Here is a 22017-nt window from a genome sequence, read left to right as displayed (position 1 = left end):
TGTTGATGCTAAAGATTAGAAACATTCGTTGGATTAATCAATCGCGGCGTGGCAAATTGCCATTGTCCACATGAAGGCACAGCATGTCGCCCAAAAGTGGCCCCCGTGTTGGGGGGCAACGACATGCGTCACGTTAACTGTATCGAGACCGCAACGGCGCTCCTCCCAGGCGCCGATTGCATGGTTTCGTCTGCACGACTCCGAAGGAGAGACTGACATGACCACGATCGAATTCGCCTCCGAGACCCCGCGCATCACCACGCGTCCGGCCGTTGCGACCCGCGTGCTCAATGCGGTCGCCGATGCCTTCCGCGCCTGGAAAAACCGCCGCGCCTTTTATCGCCTTGGCGAGATGTCGGATGCCGAGCTTGCCGACATCGGCCTGACCCGCGCCGACCTCCACGTCGCGGTCAGCGTGCCTTTCGGCCGCGATCCGACGGTGAAGCTGCGCGCAATCGCAGAAGAGCGCGTCGATATGATCGAGGACCTCGCCCGCAAGGTCGCCTGAGCGGCTTCGCCGGCTGCGTTTGCGCTCGCGCTGAACCTTTCGAGGGCTCGGCGCGACCAAGTTTCATGCAGGCTCCCACACTCCCTGCCGGTTCCCCGCCGGCCTGCCTGCACATTGCCCGGTTCCCCTCCAGGACCGGGCATTTTTCTTTTGAGTTGAGCGCCCTACCGTCGGTCCATCCCGCGCTTGAACTGGTCGAAGATCGTCTCCATGCCCTTCTGATATTCCTCGCGCTGCTGCGCGCCGCTCTCGAACATCCTGCCGAAGATGTCGTCGAATGGATTTCTCGGCCGGCCGCTCGGATTGGTTTGCGACTGCGGCTGGGATTGCTGCGGCGCCTGCTGTCCGTCTGGCGTGCCGAAACCGCCGCCTTGCCGCAGCATTTCCTCGAACATCTTGCCCAGCGGATTGTCGCCGTAAGGGTTCGGCGCCTGCTGCGGTTGGCTTTGCGGCTGTTGGGCGCCGCCGCCGAACATGTCTTGCAGCACCTTGCCGAGCGGATTGTCGCCATAGGGATTTGGCGCCGGCTGCGGGGCCTGTGCGCCGCCTCCCGCCTGCCGCATCATCTCCTCGATGATCTCGCCAAAAGGATTGCCGCCGCCACCGAAGCCGCCGGCGGCCTGCATCTGGCTGTTGGTCTGCTTGAACAATCCGCCCATCATCATCGACGCCATCGCCGGCAGCATCTGCTGCAGCACCTGCTGGCTAAGGCCGGTCGCCTGCGCGGCCTGGGCCGCGACAGCGCGTGACAGGTCCTTCGAGCCGAACAGATGGCCGAGAATGCCGTTGCCTTCATCGATGCCTTGCGGCGTGAAGGCCCGGGTTGCGTCCTCGAAATACTTGGCGTGCTGGCCGCTCGCCATCGCCGTCATGAAAGCACCCATTCCATAGGGATCGGCGGTGTTGCGCTGAAGCCCCTGTGAGAAGGCCGGCAGCAGCGCCTGCACCGCGGCCTGCGCCTGCTGCATCGAAAGGCCAAACTGCTGCGCCAGCGCCTGCATGCCGGCGCCGTTCTGGGCTTGCAAAAAAATATCGAACAGGGAAGGCATGAGATCTCCTCCGCAATATCCTCACGGAGGAGCCTATTGCGTTTCCATCACCGATTGAAGCAGCTTTTGCCGAGCCACGGCTCAGGTGGCCGGCGAACGGTCAGTAGGCATATTCCATGAACACCGGCTCGATCGAGCCGCCCCAGCGCGTGTGATATGCCGAAAGCATCTCCTCGGCGCTGGTGGTGCCGCGCGCCACGACCTCGTCGAGCGTGTTGAGGAACGAGGTCTCGTCATAGCCGTCGCGGTTCTTCTTGGCGCGGTTCTTCAGACCCGTGCGGGCGATGGCCAGCACGTCGCGGGCAACCTCGCGCAAGGTGGCGTTGCGGAATGGCGCCGAAATCCCGTGCTCCGGCACGGCGTTGCGCATCGCCAGCGCTTCTTCGTAGGTCCAGCTCGAGGTCAGCGTCTCCGCGGCGTCGAGTGCCTGCTCGTCATAGAGCAGGCCGACCCAGAAAGCCGGCAGCGCGCAGATGCGCCGCCACGGTCCGCCGTCGGCGCCCCGCATCTCGAGGAAGCGCTTCAGCCGCACATCGGGGAAGAGGGTGGAGAGGTGGTTCGCCCAGTCGCCCATCGTCGGCAGGCCGTCGGGCACTTGCGTGCGCGCGGCACCCGCCATGAACTGGCGGAAGGTGTAGCGCGTCATGTCGTGATACTGCCCGTCGCGGATGACGAAATACATCGGCACGTCGAGCGCCCATTCGACATAGTCGGCAAACCCGAAATCCGGCGCGAAGCAGAATTCGAGCATGCCGGAGCGCTGGTTGTCGGTGTCGCGCCAAATGTCGCCGCGCCAGCTCTGCAGCCCGTTCGGCCGGCTCTCGGTGAAGGGCGAATTGGCGAACAGCGCCGTCGACAGCGGCTGCAGCTTCAGCGACACCTGCATCTTGCGGCGCATGTCAAATTCGCTTTCGAAGTCGAGATTCACCTGGATCGTGCAGGTGCGATACATCATGTCGAGGCCCTTGGAGCCGACCTTCGGCATGTAGCGAGTCATGATCTCGTAGCGCGACTTCGGCATTTTCGGCGTTTCGGCAAGCGACCATTTTGGGCTGCCGCCGAGGCCGAGGAAGCGGATGCCGAGCGGCTCGGCGATCTCGCGCACCTGCGCCAGATGCGCGTTGCCCTCGCGGCAGATCTGGTGGATCGTCTCCAGCGGCGCGCCGGAGAGCTCGAACTGCCCGCCCGGCTCCAGCGAGATCGCGCCCTGGCCGGTCGGCTCGACCAGGCCGATGATGCGGCCGGCATCCATGATCGGATCCCAGCCGAGCTTTTCCTGCATGCCTTCCAGGATGGCGCGGATGCCGCGCTCGCCGCCATAGGGCACCGGCGCGTTGCCATCGACATAGAAGGGAAACTTCTCGTGCTCGGTGCCGATCCGCCATTTGTCGCGCGGCTTGTTGCCCGCCGCCAGATAGCCGACGAGTTCGTCGATGCCTTCGATGGGCTGGATATCAGTTGTGTCGCGCGCCATAAGAAAGCCCTCCGCAGCCGTCAGCTAGCCGCCGGGCGCTAGATGGACGAAATGTCAGTAGCCGATCAAGCGAAAAATCCTGAGCCACGCCTCAACTGGATTTGATCACCAGTCGCCGATCGTCGCCTGCATCACCGCGAGCGCCGCGACCGCCGCCGTGTCGGCGCGCAGGATGCGCGGCCCGAGCGGAATGGCGCTGACGAAGGGCAGCGCCCGCAGCATCCTGCGCTCGTCATCGGAAAAGCCGCCCTCCGGCCCCACCAGCAGCGCGAGTTTCTTCTCGCTTACCTTCTGCAAGGCTGGCAGTGGATTGTTGGTCGAGGCATCCTCGTCGCAGAAGATCAGCCGCCGTTCCTTGTCCCAGCCGCCGAGCAGCCGCTCCAGCTTCTCTGCTTCGCACACCTTTGGCACCGCCAGGATGCCGCATTGCTCGGCCGCTTCGACGACATTGGCGCGCAGCCGATCAATGCCAGGCTTGGCCACTTGTGTGTGCTGAGTGAAGACCGGTTGCAGGATGCCGGCGCCCATTTCGACCGCTTTCTGCACCAGATAGTCGAGCCGGCCCTGCTTCAGCGGGGCGAAGCAATAGACAAGATCGGGCAGCGGCGGCTGCGGCCGCTGCAGGGTAAGCACCTTGAGCCGCACGGCTTTCTTGGTCTTGGCGGCGATCGAAGCCGACCACTCGCCGTCGCGGCCGTTGAAGAGCAGGACCTCCGCGCCTTCGCCGAGCCGCATCACATGCGCGAGATAGTGGCTCTGCTGCTGTCCAGCATCGAATTCGAAGCCCGGTCCGAGATCGTCCGGCACGAACAGCCGCTGCATTTTGTAGTTGGCGCGCATGGCCGAGCAATGGGCGAGGCGCGGGTTGTCGTCAAGTATCGGCGGACGGATGCCAGACCGGCGCGTAACCATGTCTCAGCACCGAAACACTTGTGGCAGGCGTGAGCAGTCGCAGCGATCGCCCGGCGAGGCGATTGAACAAGAAGGGCTCGGCATAGCCTGCGAAGGACCATTCGAGCGCCTTGCCGGCGCGGAGCGCGTAGGCGGTCTCACCCTCGGCCACGACTGCTCCATCCGGCAAACCGGCGAGTTCGTCCGATGAGACGGTCGGCGGACGCCCGCCGGAGGCCAGCCGCTCCTTGTGCAGCCGCTTGTCGACCATCGGCGCGCGCGGTTCGGCAATGCCGAAGACCTCGCCGAAGCGCCGCACGAAATCGGCTGCCCGCGCGCGCCGGCAGAAGAAGCAGGGCCGGTGCCCGGCCGCGAGCGCCGTCACCTCGTCGAGAAAGAACAGCTCGGTCCAGCCGGCCTTTCCTCCAGGCCGATTGCGGCCCATCGGCTCGCGTCGCACGCCGCGGAATTGGCAGACGCAGATGATCCAGGCCGGCAGCGCCCAACGCTTCCTCAGAAGCGTTTTAGTCTCGGGGTCATGGATGATACCGCGATTACCGGTGAAGAGGCCGCGCTCGGGCACGGCATGGATGACGCCGAACGGATCGACCCGGTTCTGCAGTGGCATAGCTTTCTCTCCGGCGCGCGGCTTGGCTGAAACCGAGGCGGCATGATATCGCTCCCACCGTCATTTTCATGTCAGCAGGGATTCGGGGATGCGGGTGCTGGTGGTCCAGAACTACGACAATACCGGCCTCGGCCAAGTCGGCGCCGCTCTCGCGGAGGCTGGCGCCGAGCTTGACTTGCGCCGCCCCTACCAAGGCGATCCGCTGCCCCGGGACGCGAACGGTCACGATGCCATGGTGGTTCTGGGCGGGGGGCAGAATGCGCTGGCCGACGACGACTATCCCTATTTTCCCGCCTTGCTCGAATTGACGCGCGATTTCGCCGGCAAGGACCGATCGGTGCTTGGCATCTGCCTCGGCGGCCAGCTCGTCGCCCGCGCCTTTGGCGCCGACAACCACATCGGCGGTGCGGTTGAATTCGGCTGGTGCGGGGTGTCGCTGACGGCCGAAGCCAAGCACGACCCTGTTCTCGGCGCCTTGCCGGAAAAGTTCCCGACTTTCCAATGGCACGACGATACGTTCGACCTACCCGAGAAGGCCGTGCGGCTTGCGGGCAATGATGTCGCGGCGAACCAGGCTTTTCGTATTGGCCGCGCCGTCTATGGCTTCCAGTTCCATTTCGAGGCGGATCGCCCGCTGGTCCGCGACTGGAGCACCTCCTTCGCGGCGCTGATCGCCGAGCGCCATCCCGACTGGACCGGCAGGCTCGACTACGAGATGGCTAGCAACGGACCGCACGCCGACGCCGCAGGGCTCGCGATCGCGCGTGCCTGGGTGGCGACGATCTGACCGTCGCACCGCCGCGGAGCGTGACATAATTGGCACGCGGCGGCAGTTCCGCCTGGGGAAAACGCACTTCATTCTTGGTTTGTGTCCGGCCGCCCGCCTAAGAGGGCGCCCTCTGTATCGTCCGTGCAACCGCGATGAACCTGTTGTGTGATCCAAGCGACACACCGGCGATACAGAATCTGCTTAGAAGCGCGAAATCGTCGAAACATTGAGACGCATTTTATCGTTTCAACGCATTGGTAACCGCCTCGTGCACAGATGCAGAAAGCTCAACCAGAGATGACGTCCGTGAAAGCAGCGCTTTTGTCCTTTGTAATGCTGTCTGCCATCGTCGTGTGCGGCCTCGGCATTTATTCTGCCGACGCTGCAAACAATCACCAGGCCGTCGACGGCTACGGCGTCACCGCCGCGCTTCGCTAGAGCCTGATCCTTCCCGACAAACGGAAAGCTGATCCCACACTTGGGGTCATGGCCAGAACGCCATTCCCTCGACCGTCAGAATGCGCTTTTCAGCGCCGTCGACGGCAAGTGCGCTGAGCGTTCCCGCCTGCCAGGCGAGCGTGTCGAGATTGACGCGGTTGGCCATCACCTCGACGTCCGGCACCGGCGTATGCCCGTGCACGATCACTTTGGGATACAGCCCCGGGTAATTGTGGAAGACGTCGCGAATCCAGATCAGGTCCTGCTCGTTCTGGCTTTCGAGCGGCACCCCCGGCCGGATGCCGGCATGGCAGAAGAAGAAGTCGCCGAAGCACGCTGAAAAAGACAGCGAGCGCAGGAAGTCGACATGGGCTTGCGGCACTGCTTCGACCAAGGCCGCGTGTCCGTGCGCCAGCGCCTCGTCCGACCTGCCGAACCAGCTGCTGCCGGTCGAGAGCTTCACCCCGTATGACGCCGCCGTCTGGACGCCGCCATAGCGCATGAACAGACCCTCCGGATCGGGTTTGGCAAGGAAATCGAGCATGCCGATGTCATGGTTGCCGGCAAGCATGATGTTGCGGGGATCACGGCTCCGCGCCTCGATTAGGAATTCGATGACGTTCCTCGAGTCCGGTCCGCGGTCGACATAATCGCCGAGATGGATGATGCGCCAATCGGACTTTGGTCCGTACTCCAGATCGCTTGCTATCCGGCTGTGCATGGCGGCGAGCAGGTCATGACGGCCATGCACGTCGCCGATGGCATAGATGCGTATGCCTTTCGGCCCGCGCGCGTCGAGATAGTGGATGCCGGCTTCAGTCAAGGCGACGTCTTCCCGTGTCTGTCATCACGGGAAACTAGGGCGGATCGGTGAATAAGCCCCTAGCGCCGCAGCTGGTCCTTGCCCATGTCGGTTACCAGACGCTTACCGCACAGCGCCAGCGTGATGTCCATCTCCTTGCGGATGATCTCCAGCGCCTTGGTGACGCCCGCCTTGCCCATCGCGCCGAGTCCGTAAAGGAACGGCCGGCCGATATAGGTGCCCCTGGCGCCGAGGCAGAGCGCCTTGAGCACGTCCTGACCCGAGCGAATGCCGCCATCCATATGCACCTCGATCCGATCGCCGACAGCGTCGGCGATCTCTTCCAGCACTGAGATCGAGGAGGCGGCGCCGTCGAGCTGCCGCCCGCCATGATTGGACACGATGATCGCGTCGGCTCCCGTCTCGGCCGCCATCAACGCATCCTCCTTGTCGAGGATGCCCTTCAGGATCAGCTTGCCGCCCCAGCGCTCCTTGATCCAGGCGACATCCTTCCAGGACAGCTGCGGGTCGAACTGCTCCGTCGTCCAGGACGACAGCGAAGAAACGTCGCCGACACCCTTGGCGTGGCCGACGATGTTGCGGAAGGTGCGGCGCGGCGTGCCCGCTATCCCCAGGCACCAGCGCGGCTTGAGGGCGAGATCGATAATGTTGGCGAGCGTCATCTTGGGCGGTGCCGACAGCCCGTTGCGCACGTCCTTGTGACGCTGACCGAGGATCTGCAGGTCGAGCGTCAGCACCAGCGCCGAGCATTTCGCCGCCTTAGCGCGGCCGATGAGATCGACGACGAAATCCTTGTCGCGCAGCACGTAGAGTTGGAACCAGAACGGCTTCTTGGTCACCGAGGCGACATCCTCGATCGAACAGATGCTCATGGTCGAGAGCGTGAACGGCACGCCGAATTCCTCAGCCGCCTGCGCCGCGAGCATCTCGCCGTCGGCATGCTGCATGCCGGTCAGCCCGGTCGGTGCCAACGCCACCGGCATCGCCACCTTCTCACCGATCATGGTCGATTCCAGCGAGCGGTTGCTCATGTCGACCAGCACGCGCTGGCGGAATTTTATCTTGCCGAAGTCCTCCTCGTTGGCGCGGTAGGTGCTCTCCGTCCAGGCGCCGGAATCGGCATAGTCGAAGAACATCTTCGGCACCTTGCGGCGCGCCATGTCCTTGAGGTCGGCGATGGTGAGGATGTCGCTCATGGTAGTCCCCGCGTGATCAGTGCTTAGGAGCGTTTGCGTGTCGGCTCGATGTCGCCGGCTTCCGAGCGCTGCCTGAGCCTCAGCCGTGACACGCGCTGCCAGTCGCCGCTGCGCTCGGCCTCAGCCATGGAGCGCTCGACATAGGTAATGTGGTCCATCGCCGCCTTGCGGGCTGCGGCAGGATCCGCCGCCTTGATCGCGGCGTGGATTGCCCGGTGCTGCTCAAGCAACGCCTCGCGCGCGCCGGGCACGGTGAAGACCAGCAACCGGTTCTGGAACACGCCCTCGGAGAGCAGCCGGTAGCAGGAGCGCAGCGTGTGCAGGAGGATGATGTTGTGCGCGCATTCGCAGACCGCGTGGTGGAATTCGACGTCGATTTCCGCCTCGTCGTCGAAGTCGCCGGTACGGTGCGCCTCGTCCATGCGCGCCATGATGCGGTCGAGCAGCGCCAGATCCTCGGGCGTCGCTCGCCGCGCCGCGTATTCGGCCGCGATTGCCTCGACCTCGCGCCGGTATTCCAGATAGTCGGTCACCGCCTTGCGGTGCATCGAGATCAGATCGGTCACCGGCTTGGTGAAAAGCTGGCCGATGACGTCGGCGACATGCGTGCCGCCGCCCGGTCTGGTGGTCAGCAGCCCGCGTCCTTCCAGCGCCTTCAGCGCGTCGCGCAGGATCGGCCGCGACACGTCGAACTGACGCGCCAGCTCGCGCTCGCCCGGCAGCCGGTCGCCGGTGCGCAGCACGCCCTCGAGGATCAGGCTCTCGATCTGCTGCACCACCTCGTCGGCGGTGCGCGAATGCTCGATCCTGGAGAAGATATCGCTCAATGGAAGCGCGCCTGGAAACGGAATGGATGTCACGCAGATCTAAGCCTCCGTCGCCAACTGGTCAAATTATTTATCCAATTCGCCGAATCAGGTCGACTCCCCGGCGGCTCTGTGAATCGGCTGCAGCTGAAATTTGCTGTTTACGGCCCCTGCCGATTGCCGCAAGACAACGCGATTGCACGAAGGGTCGAAACCAGGGGGACCAGCCGTGTCGGACGCCAATCTCGAATTCCAGCCGCGTGCCCAGGGCAGCGTCATGGGCTTTCCGGCCCATGAGGGTCGCCCCGGCGCGCTAGGCGAGGTCCATGCTCGTCCGCACCCGCTGGTCGAGAAGCCGCGCGTGCTCATCCAACTCTCCTTCATGACCGAAGGCGGCTCGGCCGTCGACCTTGCCGTGCTGTCGGACCTGTCGCGGCGCTTGGGCATCGCAGCGCCCGAACGCCATGCCCGCCACCATGCCATGAAATGGGGCAAGGGCACCTTGCGCTGGGAACGGCATACGGAGTTCTCGACCTATCTCTGGGAAGGGCCGCTGGCCGAAAGCAGCCGGAGCCAGGAGGATTCGCCCTTCGGCAACGGCTTCTCGCCGCCGGGAACGGTGATTTCCGGCATCCGGCTCGAAATCCGCAAATGGACGCAGGCGAGCGAGAAGCTGATCGCCGGCTTCGATCCGACCAGCCTCTGCTATTCGCTGGTCGAGCGCGGTGCGGCGGCCATCGTCACGGACTTTCGCCAGGATGGCGACGGGCTGACCCGCATGCTGGTGCTCGACCGCGGCCTGACGCCGGCGAGCACCGGCGCCTTGTCGCAACGGCTGATCGACATTGAGACCTACCGGACGCTTGCCATGCTTGGCCTGCCGCTGGCGCTGACGCTGTCTGGCCGCGCCCGCCGCATCGAGGACCGGCTGGCGCAGACGACGCTTGAAATGAAGGCGGCCGAGACCCGCGACAGCCAGACCTTGCTCGCCGACCTCACCGAACTTGCAGCCGAATTGGAGGCCGATGCGGCATCCAGCCTCTACCGTTTCGGCGCCAGCCGCGCCTATGACGGCATCGTCAGCGAGCGGTTGGAGGCGCTGGATGAGGAGTCGGTACAGGGCTACGACACCTGGGCAGGCTTCCTGCAACGGCGCATGGCGCCGGCGATGCGAACCTGCCGCTCGGTGGAGGAGCGCCAGGCGAACCTCTCCCGAAAACTCACCCGCGCCACCACGTTGCTGCGCACCTGGGTCGATGTCGACGTCGAGAAGCAGAACCGCGACCTGCTGGCCTCGATGAACAATCGCGCCAGGCTGCAGTTGCGCCTGCAGCAGACGGTCGAAGGTCTCTCCGTCGCTGCCGTCTCTTATTATGTCGTCGGCCTCATCGGCTATGTCGCCAAAGGCGCGTCGAGCTTCGGCCATGCCTTCCCGCCGGAAGTCGTCACCGCGGCTTCGGTGCCGGTCGCCATCCTGCTCGTCTGGTGGGGCGTGCGCCGCGTGCGCAAGATGCACTCCGAGCCGGCCAAGCATCCGGGCGAGTAAACTTCCCCTCGACCGGGAGATTTCCCGAAGACAACAGAGGGCCGCGGCGCGAGAAGCTCCAGGATCTTCCTCGACGCCAGACGAGCCGGCGGTTACGTGAGGCGAACCCCTGACCGCTTCGCGGCCATCTCCCCTCGAGGGTCCCTCAAGCGAGCAGAAGCCAGCGGCAGATTGCCGCTGCGAAAGCTCGGCCGTCGTTCGCCATCCGATTTCGACCAAAGCAGCGTTTGCAAGGAATGCTCCCGGCTGGTAAAAGATTTTGACCAGTCGAGTGGAGGAGGCTTCGATGTCCGGCCTTGCCATGCCCAAGCCAGATGCCGGGACGCTGCGCAAGCGCGCCGAGATCGTCGCCGACATGCGCATCATCGTGCCGGGCGAGGGCGTTGTCGACACGGCCACCGAGATGCGCGCCTTCGAGAGCGACGGCCTGACCGCCTACCGCCAACTGCCGCTCGTCGTCGTGCTGCCCGAGACGGTGGCGCAGGTCTCCCGCGTGCTGAAATATTGCAACGAGCGCAACATCCGCGTCGTGCCGCGCGGTTCCGGCACGTCGCTGTCGGGCGGCGCGCTGCCGCTCGAAGATGCCGTGCTTCTGGTGATGAGCCGCTTCAACCGCATCCTCGCGATCGACTATCCGAACCGTGTCGTCGTCGCCCAGCCGGGCGTCACCAATCTCGGCATCACCACCGCCGTCGAGCAGGAGGGCTTTTACTACGCCCCCGATCCATCCTCCCAGATCGCCTGCTCGATCGGCGGCAATGTCGCGGAAAATTCCGGCGGCGTGCATTGCCTGAAATACGGGCTTACCGCCAACAATGTGCTGGGCATCCAGATGGTGCTGATGAATGGCGAGGTGGTGCGGCTCGGCGGCAGCCATCTCGATCAGGAAGGCTATGACCTGCTCGGCGTCATGACCGGTTCGGAAGGCCTGCTCGGCGTCGTTACCGAGGTGACGGTGCGCATCCTGAAGAAGCCGGAGACGGCACGCGCGCTGTTGATCGGCTTTCCGACCAGCGAGCAGGGCGGCCAATGCGTCGCCGACATTATTGGCGCCGGCATCATCCCGGGCGGCATGGAGATGATGGATCGCCCGGCGATCCACGCGGCCGAGGATTTCGTCCATGCCGGCTATCCGCTCGATGTCGAGGCGCTGCTGATCGTCGAGCTCGACGGGCCGAGCGTCGAGGTCGATCATCTGATCGGTCTCGTAGAGGCGATCGCTTACCGCAATGGCTCGACCACCTGCCGGATATCGCAGTCGGAGCAGGAGCGGCTGAGCTTCTGGGCCGGACGCAAGGCGGCCTTCCCGGCCGTCGGCCGCATCTCGCCCGACTATTACTGCATGGACGGCACCATCCCGCGCAAGGAGCTGCCGAGGGTGCTCGCCGGCATGCGCGATCTCTCCGAAAAATACGGGTTGGGGGTCGCCAATGTCTTCCACGCCGGCGACGGCAATTTGCACCCGCTGATCCTCTACGACGCCAACGTGCCGGGGGAGCTCGACAAGGCCGAGAGTTTCGGCGCCGACATATTGCGGCTGTGTGTCGAGGTCGGCGGCGTGCTCACCGGCGAGCATGGCGTCGGCGTCGAGAAGCGCGACCTGATGCCCGAAATGTTCAACCAAGTCGATCTCGACCAGCAAATGCGCGTCAAATGCGCCTTCGACCCCAGCCACCTGCTCAACCCCGGCAAGGTCTTCCCGCAGCTCCGCCGCTGCGCCGAGCTCGGACGCATGCACGTGCATCGGGGTCAGGTGGCGTTTCCGGACATTCCGAGGTTTTGATGGGAACGTCCCAGAACTTGGGTTTCTCTCCCCGCTTCGCGGGGGCGAGGAACCGGAGATTGCAATGACCACCTTCACCCCATCCAGCCCCGCCGAAGTCCTCTCCACCATCCAATGGGCCACCGCGGAGGAAAGCCCGCTCGAAATCCTCGGCCATGGCTCCAAGCGGGGCATTGGCCGGCCGCTGCAGACCGAGCATAGGCTCGACCTGTCGAAGCTCACCGGCGTCACGCTCTACGAGCCGGCCGAGCTGGTGCTTTCGGCACGCGCCGGCACGCCACTCACCGAAGTCGAAAAACTGCTTGCCGAGAACGGCCAGCAATTCGCCTTCGAGCCGATGGATTACGGGCCGCTGCTCGGCGGCGAGCCGGGTAAGGGAACGCTGGGCGGCGTGCTGGCTTCCAACCTATCCGGTCCGCGCCGGCTCAAGGCGGGTGCGGCACGCGACCACATTCTCGGCATATCGGCGGTTTCCGGCCGCGGCGAAGCCTTCAAGTCGGGCGGCCGCGTCGTCAAGAACGTCACCGGCTACGACCTTTCCAAGCTGATGGCGGGGAGCTGGGGCACGCTCGCCGCGCTGACCGACGTCACCTTCAAGGTGCTGCCGGCGGCGGAAACGGAGGTGACTTTGGCCATTCGAGGCCTGCTCGACGATGCTGCCGTTGCGGCTATGGCGCTGGCGCTGGGCTCCAGCGCCGAGGTCTCGAGCGCCGCGCACCTGCCCGAGCGGATCGCCGCGCGGGTCGCCGCCGGCCATCTCGGCAGCGATGCCGCGACGCTGCTGCGCGTCGAAGGCTTTGGCCCCTCGGTCGTCTACCGTACCGAGGCATTGCGAAACCTGCTCAGCAAGGCCGGCCCGCTGCAGGAAATTGCCGGCGAAGCGTCGAAGGCGATCTGGCGCGACATCCGCGACTGCGCGCCCTTCGCCGATGGTGCCGCAAGGCCGGTCTGGCGCGTCTCGATGCCGCCGTCTGAGGCGCATCATATGGTGATGGCGCTGCGCATGCAGGCGGCGGTCGACGCCTTCTATGATTGGCAGGGCGGGCTGGTGTGGCTTTCGATGCGCGAGGACGACCCAGAGGCGGAACTGCTGCGCGGTCTTATTCGCAAATATGGCGGCGGCCACGCGACGCTGGCGCGCGCGTCTGCCTCGCATCGCGCGGCGCTCCCCGTTTTCGAACCGCAGCCGCCGCATCTGGCGGCGCTTTCCGCGCGGGTCAAGGCCGAGTTTGACCCGAAGCACATTCTCAACCCCGGCCGCATGGCGCCTACTTCCAGCTCTGCTACTCTTCCTCAGTCAACGGAGGGAGCAGCACCATGAGCAATGCCAATCCAGGCCCGGGCAGCGGCTCGCGCCAGACCGATCGCTGGCTTGAGCCGGGCCAGACCAACGCGCTGGTCATCTACATTCTCTATCTCGCCAGCCTTGTGGTCGGCGTCACCGGCATTATCGGATTCGTGCTTGCCTACATCAATCGCGGCAAGGCGGGCGGCTATGTCGAAAGCCACTACACATTCCTGATCAGGACGTTCTGGATCGGCCTTCTCTACGCGCTGATCTCGGTGGTCCTGATGATGCTCGCGATCGGCTTCCTGCTGATGTTTGCGGTTGCCGTCTGGTTCATCGTCCGCTGCATTCTCGGCCTGCAGGCGCTGCAGCGTGGCGAGCCGATCAGGGACCCGCAAAGCTGGCTTCTCGGTCAATGAGAGCATGATCCAGCAAAGTGGAAATTGGTTTGCGGAAAAGATCATGCTTAGACGATAAGGACATTTTTCGTGCAGACCAATTTTTCAGCCGCGCAGCTCGCTGACCCGCATGTCGCGGAATCGGAGAAGATCCTGCGCAAATGCGTGCATTGCGGCTTCTGCACCGCGACTTGCCCGACCTATGTAACGCTCGGCAACGAGTTGGATTCGCCGCGCGGCCGCATCTATCTCATCAAGGATATGCTGGAGAACGGCCGGCCGGCGGACACGGAGATCGTCACCCATATCGACCGCTGCCTCTCCTGTCTTGCCTGCATGACGACATGCCCGTCAGGCGTGAATTACATGCATCTGGTCGACCATGCCCGCGCCCACATCGAGCAGACCTACAGACGGCCGCTGCTCGACCGGCTGACCCGCGCCATGCTGGCTTTCGTGCTGCCCTATCCGGGCCGCTTCCGCGCCGCGCTGAAGCTCGCCCAGCTCGGCCGGCCGCTCATCGGCCTGTTGGAAAAGCTGCCGACCCTGAAGCCGCTCGCCGCCATGCTGAAGCTTGCGCCGTCGTCGACCCCGCCGGCATCGCCGATCGCCTCGCCCGGGGTGCATGCGGGGCAGGGCACGAAACGCGGCCGCGTCGCCATCCTCACCGGTTGCGCCCAGTCGGTGCTCGATCCCGCCATCAACGAGGCGGCCGTCTCGCTGCTGACGCGGCTCGGCGTCGAGGTCGTGGTGCCGGAAGGCGAGGGCTGCTGCGGCGCGCTGGTGCACCACATGGGCCGCGAGGATCAGGCTCTTGCGTCGGCTAGGCAAAATGTCGACGCCTGGACGCGCGCGATAGACCAGGGCGGGCTCGACACCATCATCATCACCGCGTCCGGCTGCGGCACCACCATCAAGGATTACGGCTTCATGCTGCGTCTCGATCCGGCCTATGCGGAAAAGGCGGCTCGTGTCTCGGCGGTGGCTAAGGATATCACCGAATATCTCGCTGCCCTCGACCTGCCTGAGCCGGTGCGCAAGCCGGGCACGATCGTCGCCTATCATTCCGCCTGCTCGATGCAGCACGGCCAGAAGATCACCCGTCAGCCGAAGGAGCTTTTGGCCAAGGCGGGCTTCCTCGTGCGCGAGCCGCGCGAGGGGCATCTCTGCTGCGGCTCGGCCGGCACCTACAACATCCTGCAGCCCGACATTTCGGCCAAGCTGCGCAACCGCAAGGTGAAAAATATCGAGGCGACCGGCGCCGAAATCGTTGCCACCGGCAATATAGGCTGCATCACGCAGATCGCGTCCGCGGCGAAGCTGCCGGTGGTGCACACGATAAAATTGCTCGACTGGGCCTATGGCGGCCCGAAGCCCGATGGCGTTTCCGAGAACAGCCTGAGTGGCGCGGAATAGCTACTCAGCCGCCAGCTGGTCCGCCACACCGTAGGTCGCGCGGTAGAGCGCGCGCTGACGGCTGAGCGCCACCATGGTGTTGCGCAGCAGGATCGCCACCGTCAGCGGGCCGACGCCGCCCGGCACCGGCGTGATCCAGGAGGCGACCTCCTTGACGCTCTCGGTGTCGACATCGCCGACGATGCGGCTCTCGCCGTCCGGGCCGATCTCGGAATTGATGCCGATGTCGATGACGCAGGCGCCGGGCTTCACCATCTCGGCCTTGATCAGTCGCGGCCTGCCGACGGCGACGAACAGCGCGTCCGCGCGCCGCGCATGCGCCGCCACCGAGCGCGTCATGTGATGGCACACCGTCACTGTCGCACCCTCGCTCATCAGCAGAAAGGCGATCGGCTTGCCGACGATCTCGGAATGGCCGACCACCACCACCTCGAGGCCTTTCAGGTCGAGGCCGGTCTCTTTGAGCAGTTCGACCGATGCGGCCGCCGTGCAGGGCGCGAGGTCGAGCTGGTTGTAGACGATGTTGCCGATCGAGGCCGGATGCATGCCCTCGACGTCCTTCAGCGGGTGCACCGCCGCCTGCAGCGTCTTGATCGGGATATGCGCCGGCACCGGCCGCTGGATGATGATACCGGTGACGCGCGGATCGGCGTTGAGGCCGTGAATGGCGGCTTCCAGCTCGCCCGCCGTGATGTCGGCGGCAAAGCGCCGTTCCTCGAAGCCGATGCCGGCAAGCCCGGCCTTGGCGCGCTGGTTGCGCACATAGACGTCGACCGCGTCGGTGTCGCCGACGGTGATCGAGACCAGCTTCGGCGGGAAGCCTTCCGCTGTGGCGATGGCCGCTTCCTCGCGTACCGAAGCGATGATGCGCTGGGCGACCGGACCGCCCCTGAGATAGCGGCTGTCGTCGGACCGGGTCATAGGTGGAACCTCTGCCTTCTGGAGCAACTCCAGAAGGGCGGTTTTCCGTCCGGAATTGCGTAAAACCAAGATTGTGCGCTGCAATAGCAGAGGTGCGCCGGGAAATCAGCCCCGAATGCGAAGCATGCTGCTTCCGGGGCGACCCGTTGACGGGCTTGAAACGAAAAGGGCAGCGCGGTCTCCCGTGCTGCCCTTTCGTGACTGGCCGTATCCCCACACGGCCCGTCCCCCGTTAACTCGATGCCAGTCTAAGCATGTCTATCAAAGGCGCGCTATGGCTTGAGGGCAACAGCAAGCGCCAAAACTGCTCAGCGCCGCCTAACCGGCTGATTCGCAATTACTATATCACCTCGACGGTTGTTCCGACATTGACGCGCTCGTAGAGGTCGACAACATCCTCGTTGCGCATGCGGATGCAGCCGGAGGACACCGCGCCGCCGATCGTCCAGGGCTGGTTGGTGCCGTGGATGCGGTATTCCGTGGTTCCGAGATAGAGCGCGCGCGCGCCGAGCGGGTTCTCGATGCCGCCGGCCAGATAGGTCGGCAGGTAGCGGCCCTTGGCCGCCTCGCGGGCGATCATTGCCGCCGGCGGGCGCCAGTCCGGCCACACTTTCTTGTCGGTGATCTTGTGCGTGCCCGACCATTCGAAACCGGGCTTGCCGGTGCCGACGCCGTAACGGCGCGCCTTGCCGTCCTTCTCGACCAGATAAAGGAAGTTCTGGTGGGTATCGATGACGATCGTGCCCGGCTTCTGCGGCCCGTCATAGGCGACTTCCTGAGGCAGGTAGATCGGGTTGATCTGTGGCCGCATCACCATGCGCTTGGCAGGCTGCCGCACGGCTGCGGTGCGCTGCTGGTCGGGCTGCGCCTGGAAAAGCCGCCGCAGCGGCTGCTGGGTCGCCTGGCGGCTCGGGCGCACGATCCCTGGCGCATGGCCGAGCTGCAGCACCCAAGGCGCTGAAAGGTCGGGGCTCACTATCACGGGCGGCCTGTCGGCATAACGGTCATTGGCGAAAGAGGTCGTCGCGCCGGCGGCAAGCACCGCGGCTGCGCCGAGCACGAAAGTGAACGCTGTCTTCATCGGAACGCACCTTGATCGTCGAACTCGTCCAAGAGCAGGGAAGAGCCCTCGGCGTGGCGATCCTTGGCGCTGAGCGGCAAGCAAAACATGAATCGGAATGCGTAAAATGCCGACTTGTCAGTAAACTTTGTGGTGTGGTTACCGGCCGGTTCAGGAATCTGGTAAAGCCACGGTAAAACCGACGCTTGCGCGCATTAACGGACGGATTTCTAACAATGGAACAAGAAAATGCCGGCCTGCTCGATGGCCCCGACGGTATCGCGCGCTGCTTCTGGCACGGCAATCTGCCGGACTATCTGGACTATCACGACCATGAATGGGGCCGGCCGGTAGCGGACGATCGCCGGCTCTTCGAAAAGATCTGCCTCGAAGGTTTCCAGTCTGGTCTCTCCTGGCTGACCATCCTGCGCAAGCGCGAGAATTTCCGCGAGGCTTTCGCCAATTTCGACTTCGACAAGGTGGCGGCGTTCACCGACAAGGATGTCGAGCGTCTGCTCGGCAATGTCGGCATCATCCGCCATCGCGGCAAGATCGTCTCGACCATCAACAACGCCGGGCGCGCCCGTGAAATGGCCGATGAATTCGGCTCGCTGGCCGCCTGGTTCTGGAAGTTCGAGCCGGGGCCTGACGAGCGGCCGACGGTTGTCGACCTCGCCCATCTGCGCGCCAATCCGACGACGGCGGTCTCGGTCCGGATCTCGAAGGAACTGAAGAAGCGCGGCTGGAGCTTCGTCGGCCCGACGACCGTCTACGCCTTTATGCAAGCGATGGGCTTGGTCAACGACCATCTCGAAGGCTGTGTCTGCCGGGCAGAGGTGGAGGCCGAGCGGCAGAGGTTCAAGAGACCGAAATAGCGTCACCTCTACCCGCCCCTTATGGCCCCCTTGTGGGCAGGTCGCGCCGAAGGCACGGGTCGGGTCGCAAAACCGAGTTCTCGCCTCCGACGCTACGCGTCCTCAGATTGGAGGGTGGGGCAAGATCAGAGGCTACCGGCGCTAGTCAGAAACAGCCCGGCGATGATGGCCGCCACGGCGGCAAAGGCCGGGTAGATCACCAGCAGTCCGGTCACCAGCGCGTCGCGCACCGTCGGCTTGTGGGCTTCCGCCACGACCCCGAACGGCCCTGTGGGCTGCTGCGCCGGCTTGGGGGTGGCGCTGTCGGCCGGCCGGAGCTTGGGAACCGGCTTGCTCTCAATGATGTCTTCCGTGGTCGTCATGGCCCGAACCCTTATTTCGGCGCGCTTTATGGTCCTTGAATGTGTCGGCAGCATGCCGCGCTGGTGACGCAATTGTTTCGTTCTTGGCGCCGTTTTGTTTCGAAGGCACGGCCTTTCCTTCTCGCACAAGGAGAAGGGAAGGCGCCAACCCTTGCCGCCCAAGGCGGTATCGTCTAGGACACGCCCGCTCGAAATAAGTCAGCGTTCACATAGCGAAAAGACCCATCCATGGCCGACAAATCGGAAAAGACGAAAGCGCGCCTGCCGCGCGGTTTTGCCGACCGCAGCGCAGAAGACATTCGCGCCGTCGAGAAGATGATGGCGACTATACGCTCGGTCTATGAGCTTTACGGTTTCGAGCCGGTCGACCAGCCGATGATCGAATATACCGATGCTTTGGGCAAATTCCTGCCCGACCAGGACCGCCCGAACGAAGGCGTCTTCTCGTTCCAGGACGATGACGACCAGTGGCTGTCGCTGCGCTACGACCTGACGGCGCCGACGGCGCGTTTCGTCGCCGAGAATTACGACCGCCTGCCGAAACCCTATCGCAGCTACCGGTCCGGCTGGGTGTTCCGCAACGAGAAGCCGGGCCCCGGCCGCTTCCGCCAGTTCATGCAGTTCGACGCCGATACGATCGGCACGCCGGGCGTCGCCGCCGACGCCGAGATGGCGATGATGATGGCCGACGTGATGGAGGCGCTTGGCATCAAGCGCGGCGACTACGTCATCCGCGTCAACAACCGCAAGGTGCTGGACGGTGTGCTGGAGGCGATTGGGCTTGGCGGTGAGGAGAATGCTGGGCGCAGGCTGACGGTGCTGCGCGCCATCGACAAGCTGGACAAGCTCGGCCCGGAAGGCGTGAGGCTGCTGCTTGGCCCGGGCCGATGGGATGGCGGCAAGGAAGGCGAAGGCGATTTCGCAAAGGGCGCGGGGCTGAACGACGCGCAGGCCGAATCGGTTCTTCTCGCAACGGCAAGGAACGGCCAGGCTGGCCAGGATTCCAGCGTCGGTGCCAACGCTGTGTATCAGGAAGGCGTCGGCGAACTTGCAACGATTGAAGCTCTGGTCAGGGCTGCAGAATATGGCGAGGACCGCATTGCGATGGACCGCTCCGTCGTGCGCGGCCTCGAATATTACACCGGCCCGGTCTTCGAGGCCGAGCTGCTGGCCGAGATCCCCAACGAGGACGGCCAGATCGTGCGCTTCGGCTCGGTCGGCGGCGGCGGCCGCTATGACGGGCTGGTCTCGCGTTTCCGCGGCGAGCCGGTACCGGCGACCGGCTTCTCGATCGGCGTCTCGCGGCTAATGACGGCGCTGAAGAACCTCGGCAAGCTCGACACTTCCGACGTCATTGCGCCGGTCGTCGTCCTGGTCATGGATAAGGATACGGAAAGCCTCGGCCGCTACCAGAAGATGGTCGCCGATCTGCGCGCCGCCGGCATTCGCTCGGAAATGTATCTCGGCGGCGCCGGTATGAAGGCGCAGCTGAAATATGCCGACCGTCGCGGCAGCCCGATCGCCGTGATCCAGGGCGGCGACGAGCGCGTCAAGGGCGAGGTGCAGATCAAGGACCTGATCGAAGGCGCGCGCCTGTCGGCCGAGATCACCGATAACGCGGAATGGCGCGCCGCGCGCCCGGCGCAGGTGACGGTAGCGGAGAGCGAGCTGCTCTCCGAGGTGAAGAAGATCCTGGCAGCGCAGGCCGAGGAGCGGGCACGTGGCAAGTAGGGCGCCAACCTCTCCTTCTCCCCTTGTGGGAGAAGGTGGCCGAGGGAAGCTCGGTCGGATGAGGGGTGTTCCAGGGAGCGCCAGCGTCTCATTCCTTCCAGCACCCCTCATCCGTCTTGGCGCTGCGCGCCAATCCACCTTCTCCCACAAGGGGAGAAGGGGAAGTGGCGCTTTATGACTTCCCGCTATCCCGCCATCGCCGCCGACGTCGCAAAACTCTTCGCTGCCCGGGATACCCACGCGGTCGAGGTGGCCGTGCTGCAGCCGGCCGATCCGTTCCTCGACATGGCGGGCGAAGACCTGCGCCGCCGCATCTTCCTGACCGAGAGCGAGACCGGCAAGACGCTGTGCCTCAGACCGGAATTCACCATTCCGGTTTGCCTTGACCACATCGCCAGCCAGGCCGGCACTCCGCGGCGCTATTCCTATCTCGGCGAGGTGTTCCGACAGCGCCGCGAGGGCGGCAACGAGTTCTTCCAGGCCGGCATCGAGGATCTCGGCGATCGTGATACCGCCGCCGCTGACGCGCGCTCGCTGGCCGACGCGCACGCGCTGCTCTCGCTGGTGCTGCCCAGCGTGCCGCTCGCCATCACGCTCGGCGACCAGACCTTGTTCGAGGCGGTGCTGGCCGCGCTCGGCCTGCCGCGTGGCTGGCGCATGCGCCTCGCCCGCGCCTTCGGCTCGGCGTCGATGCTGGAAGCGGCCCTTGCCGACCTCGCCAATCCGCCGCGCAACAGCCAGCTGTCGGGTCCGGTGGCCTTGCTGGTGCTCGACAGCGATACCGACGGCCTCGCCGCTTATATCGCCGCCGGCATGGAAGAGGCCGGGCTGTCGGCCTCCTCGGGCCGCGCCCCGGCCGACATCGCGCGGCGGCTGATCGAGAAGGCGCAACTGCGCAGCGTGCGGCTGTCCGACGAGGCGTTCTCGGCGTTGAAAGGATTTCTCGAGATCGACGTCGCGCTGGGCGGAGCAACTGAGGCGCTGGAAAAATTCGCCGCCGCTGCCGGCCTGTCCCTTGGCGCGGCGCTCGAAAATTTCGCCGCCCGCGCCGAGGCGATCGCGGCGCATGGCCTGCCGGTCGAAAAGATCCGCTATGACGCCGCCTTCGGCCGTCCGCTCGATTACTATACCGGTCTCGTCTTCGAGATTGCTGCCCGGGGTAGCGACCGTCCGCTGGTGGGCGGCGGTCGTTACGATCGGCTGCTGACGCTGCTCGGCGCGAAGAAGCCTATCCCCGGCGTCGGCTTCTCGGTGTGGCTCGACCGCATCGAAGCATTACGGGAGCCCACGCGATGATCACGCTGGCGATCCCATCCAAGGGCCGTCTCAAGGAGCAGGCGCTTGAAGTCCTGGCCAAGGCCGGACTGGCGGTCACTCTGCCCGAGGACGACCGCAAATACCGCGCCCGTATCGACGGCCTCGACAATGTCGAGGTGGCCTTCCTCTCGGCGTCCGAGATCGCCGGCGAGATCGGCCAGGGCGCGGTCGATCTCGGCATCACCGGCGAGGATCTGCTGCGCGAAAACCTCGCGGGCTGGGAAGCGCGCGCCGAGATCGTCGCCCGTCTCGGCTTCGGTCATGCCGATGTCGTGGTGGCGGTGCCGGATATCTGGCTCGACGTCGATACCATGGCCGATCTCGACGATGTCGCCGCCGATTTCCGCCAGCGTCATGGCCGGCGGCTCAGGATCGCTACCAAATACTGGCGGCTGACGCAGCAGTTCTTTTCGCTGAAGCACGGCATCCAGGTCTACCGCATCGTCGAAAGCCTCGGCGCCACCGAAGGCGCACCGGCTGCCGGCCTTGCCGACGTCATCGTCGACATCACCACCACCGGCTCGACGCTGCGCGCCAACCATCTCAAGGTGCTGGGCGATGGAATAATCCTGAAGTCGCAAGCCTGTCTCGTTGCTTCCAGGAAGGTCCGCGACGCGGCCGATGAGGCACAGTTGCGTGGCATCGCCACGAAGATGGCTGCGCTGGTCGCTTAACCCATACCTTCGGCGGGTTTCCACCGTCCCGGCAGGCTGATAGGCTGGCTCATCCCGGGAGGTG

22 protein-coding genes are annotated in these 22017 nt (G+C 64.9%); 12 read left to right on the top strand and 10 right to left on the bottom strand.

The genetic code is table 11. The annotated features are described in order from the left end of the window. The first annotated feature begins 217 nt into the window (after positions 1–217). Positions 218–508 (top strand): DUF1127 domain-containing protein, encoded by a 291-nt coding sequence (locus tag EOD29_RS09890; RefSeq protein WP_095801090.1) that lies wholly within the window; start codon positions 218–220, stop codon positions 506–508. A 164-nt stretch (positions 509–672) separates the two neighbouring features. On the opposite strand, the gene EOD29_RS09885 is transcribed toward EOD29_RS09890, so the two are convergent. The 4 genes from EOD29_RS09885 to EOD29_RS09870 form a co-directional block, all read right to left on the bottom strand. Beyond that, positions 673–1557 (bottom strand): DUF937 domain-containing protein, encoded by an 885-nt coding sequence (locus EOD29_RS09885; protein ID WP_127246575.1) that lies wholly within the window; start codon positions 1555–1557, stop codon positions 673–675. A 100-nt stretch (positions 1558–1657) separates the two neighbouring features. Continuing rightward, positions 1658–3031, bottom strand: a complete 1374-nt coding sequence (locus tag EOD29_RS09880; RefSeq protein ID WP_127240019.1) for a glutamate--cysteine ligase — start codon at positions 3029–3031, stop codon at positions 1658–1660. Positions 3032–3136: 105 nt separating this feature from the next. After that, complete coding sequence (locus EOD29_RS09875; protein WP_127246636.1) at positions 3137–3871, bottom strand: 16S rRNA (uracil(1498)-N(3))-methyltransferase; 735 nt, start codon at positions 3869–3871, stop codon at positions 3137–3139. 31 nt (positions 3872–3902) lie between these two features. Next, entirely contained in the window at positions 3903–4550 is a 648-nt protein-coding gene (locus EOD29_RS09870; RefSeq protein WP_067327332.1) for a hypothetical protein, read from the bottom strand. An 88-nt stretch (positions 4551–4638) separates the two neighbouring features. On the opposite strand from EOD29_RS09870, the gene EOD29_RS09865 reads away from it, so the two are divergent. Both EOD29_RS09865 and EOD29_RS37835 read left to right on the top strand, forming a co-directional pair. Continuing rightward, complete coding sequence (locus EOD29_RS09865; RefSeq protein ID WP_067327335.1) at positions 4639–5337, top strand: type 1 glutamine amidotransferase; 699 nt, start codon at positions 4639–4641, stop codon at positions 5335–5337. Positions 5338–5625: 288 nt separating this feature from the next. Further along, positions 5626–5757 (top strand): hypothetical protein, encoded by a 132-nt coding sequence (locus EOD29_RS37835; protein ID WP_275955501.1) that lies wholly within the window; start codon positions 5626–5628, stop codon positions 5755–5757. A gap of 46 nt (positions 5758–5803) precedes the next feature. Here the strand turns inward: EOD29_RS37835 and EOD29_RS09855 are convergent, their stop codons facing one another. From EOD29_RS09855 to EOD29_RS09845, 3 genes are read right to left on the bottom strand one after another with little or no spacing between them, the layout of a single operon-like run. After that, positions 5804–6580 carry a metallophosphoesterase family protein gene (locus tag EOD29_RS09855; protein WP_067327338.1) on the bottom strand — a complete coding sequence of 259 codons (777 nt, stop codon included), beginning with the start codon at positions 6578–6580 and terminating at the stop codon, positions 5804–5806. 59 nt (positions 6581–6639) lie between these two features. Continuing rightward, the gene (locus EOD29_RS09850; RefSeq protein ID WP_127246574.1) at positions 6640–7776 is read right to left on the bottom strand and encodes an alpha-hydroxy acid oxidase; all 1137 of its coding nucleotides are present in this window, start codon (positions 7774–7776) and stop codon (positions 6640–6642) included. Between the two features lie 23 nt (positions 7777–7799). Continuing rightward, positions 7800–8603, bottom strand: coding sequence for an FCD domain-containing protein (locus EOD29_RS09845; RefSeq protein ID WP_067327345.1), 804 nt, complete (start codon positions 8601–8603; stop codon positions 7800–7802). A 208-nt stretch (positions 8604–8811) separates the two neighbouring features. Between EOD29_RS09845 and EOD29_RS09840 the strand changes: the two genes are divergently transcribed. From EOD29_RS09840 to glcF, 5 genes are all read left to right on the top strand, one after another. Further along, positions 8812–10128, top strand: coding sequence for a DUF3422 family protein (locus EOD29_RS09840; RefSeq protein WP_127246573.1), 1317 nt, complete (start codon positions 8812–8814; stop codon positions 10126–10128). 286 nt (positions 10129–10414) lie between these two features. Further along, positions 10415–11911, top strand: coding sequence for an FAD-linked oxidase C-terminal domain-containing protein (locus EOD29_RS09835; protein ID WP_127246572.1), 1497 nt, complete (start codon positions 10415–10417; stop codon positions 11909–11911). A 64-nt stretch (positions 11912–11975) separates the two neighbouring features. Next, positions 11976–13232: an FAD-binding protein gene (locus EOD29_RS09830; protein WP_127246571.1), complete on the top strand. Its 1257-nt coding sequence runs from the start codon at positions 11976–11978 to the stop codon at positions 13230–13232. Further along, positions 13229–13618: a DUF4870 domain-containing protein gene (locus tag EOD29_RS09825; protein WP_095801080.1), complete on the top strand. Its 390-nt coding sequence runs from the start codon at positions 13229–13231 to the stop codon at positions 13616–13618. The genes EOD29_RS09830 and EOD29_RS09825 overlap by 4 nt, the downstream gene beginning before the upstream one ends. A 69-nt stretch (positions 13619–13687) precedes the next feature. Beyond that, positions 13688–15013 (top strand): glycolate oxidase subunit GlcF, encoded by a 1326-nt coding sequence (glcF, locus tag EOD29_RS09820; RefSeq protein ID WP_127246570.1) that lies wholly within the window; start codon positions 13688–13690, stop codon positions 15011–15013. On the opposite strand, the gene EOD29_RS09815 is transcribed toward glcF, so the two are convergent. Together EOD29_RS09815 and EOD29_RS09810 are read right to left on the bottom strand one after the other, a co-directional pair. Then, positions 15014–15934 carry a bifunctional 5,10-methylenetetrahydrofolate dehydrogenase/5,10-methenyltetrahydrofolate cyclohydrolase gene (locus tag EOD29_RS09815; protein WP_095781901.1) on the bottom strand — a complete coding sequence of 307 codons (921 nt, stop codon included), beginning with the start codon at positions 15932–15934 and terminating at the stop codon, positions 15014–15016. Between the two features lie 340 nt (positions 15935–16274). Then, positions 16275–17015, bottom strand: a complete 741-nt coding sequence (locus tag EOD29_RS09810; RefSeq protein WP_095776375.1) for a L,D-transpeptidase — start codon at positions 17013–17015, stop codon at positions 16275–16277. A gap of 215 nt (positions 17016–17230) precedes the next feature. On the opposite strand from EOD29_RS09810, the gene EOD29_RS09805 reads away from it, so the two are divergent. After that, positions 17231–17869 (top strand): DNA-3-methyladenine glycosylase I, encoded by a 639-nt coding sequence (locus EOD29_RS09805; RefSeq protein WP_127246569.1) that lies wholly within the window; start codon positions 17231–17233, stop codon positions 17867–17869. Between the two features lie 125 nt (positions 17870–17994). Here EOD29_RS09805 and EOD29_RS09800 read toward each other — a convergent pair whose 3' ends face one another. Continuing rightward, complete coding sequence (locus EOD29_RS09800; protein WP_127246568.1) at positions 17995–18231, bottom strand: hypothetical protein; 237 nt, start codon at positions 18229–18231, stop codon at positions 17995–17997. 228 nt (positions 18232–18459) lie between these two features. On the opposite strand from EOD29_RS09800, the gene hisS reads away from it, so the two are divergent. From hisS to hisG, 3 genes are all read left to right on the top strand, one after another. Beyond that, positions 18460–19962, top strand: a complete 1503-nt coding sequence (gene hisS / locus EOD29_RS09795; protein WP_127246567.1) for a histidine--tRNA ligase — start codon at positions 18460–18462, stop codon at positions 19960–19962. Between the two features lie 174 nt (positions 19963–20136). Then, positions 20137–21258, top strand: coding sequence for an ATP phosphoribosyltransferase regulatory subunit (locus EOD29_RS09790; RefSeq protein ID WP_127246566.1), 1122 nt, complete (start codon positions 20137–20139; stop codon positions 21256–21258). Continuing rightward, entirely contained in the window at positions 21255–21953 is a 699-nt protein-coding gene (hisG, locus tag EOD29_RS09785; RefSeq protein ID WP_127246565.1) for an ATP phosphoribosyltransferase, read from the top strand. Before EOD29_RS09790 ends, hisG begins: the two co-directional genes overlap by 4 nt. Positions 21954–22017 lie beyond the last annotated feature (64 nt).

This window comes from Mesorhizobium sp. M1A.T.Ca.IN.004.03.1.1 (assembly GCF_003997555.1).
In the GTDB taxonomy this organism is placed as follows: Bacteria; Pseudomonadota; Alphaproteobacteria; order Rhizobiales; family Rhizobiaceae; genus Mesorhizobium.
The sequence above is the reverse complement of the archived record's forward strand: the minus strand, read 5'-3'. Positions and strand labels throughout refer to the sequence as shown.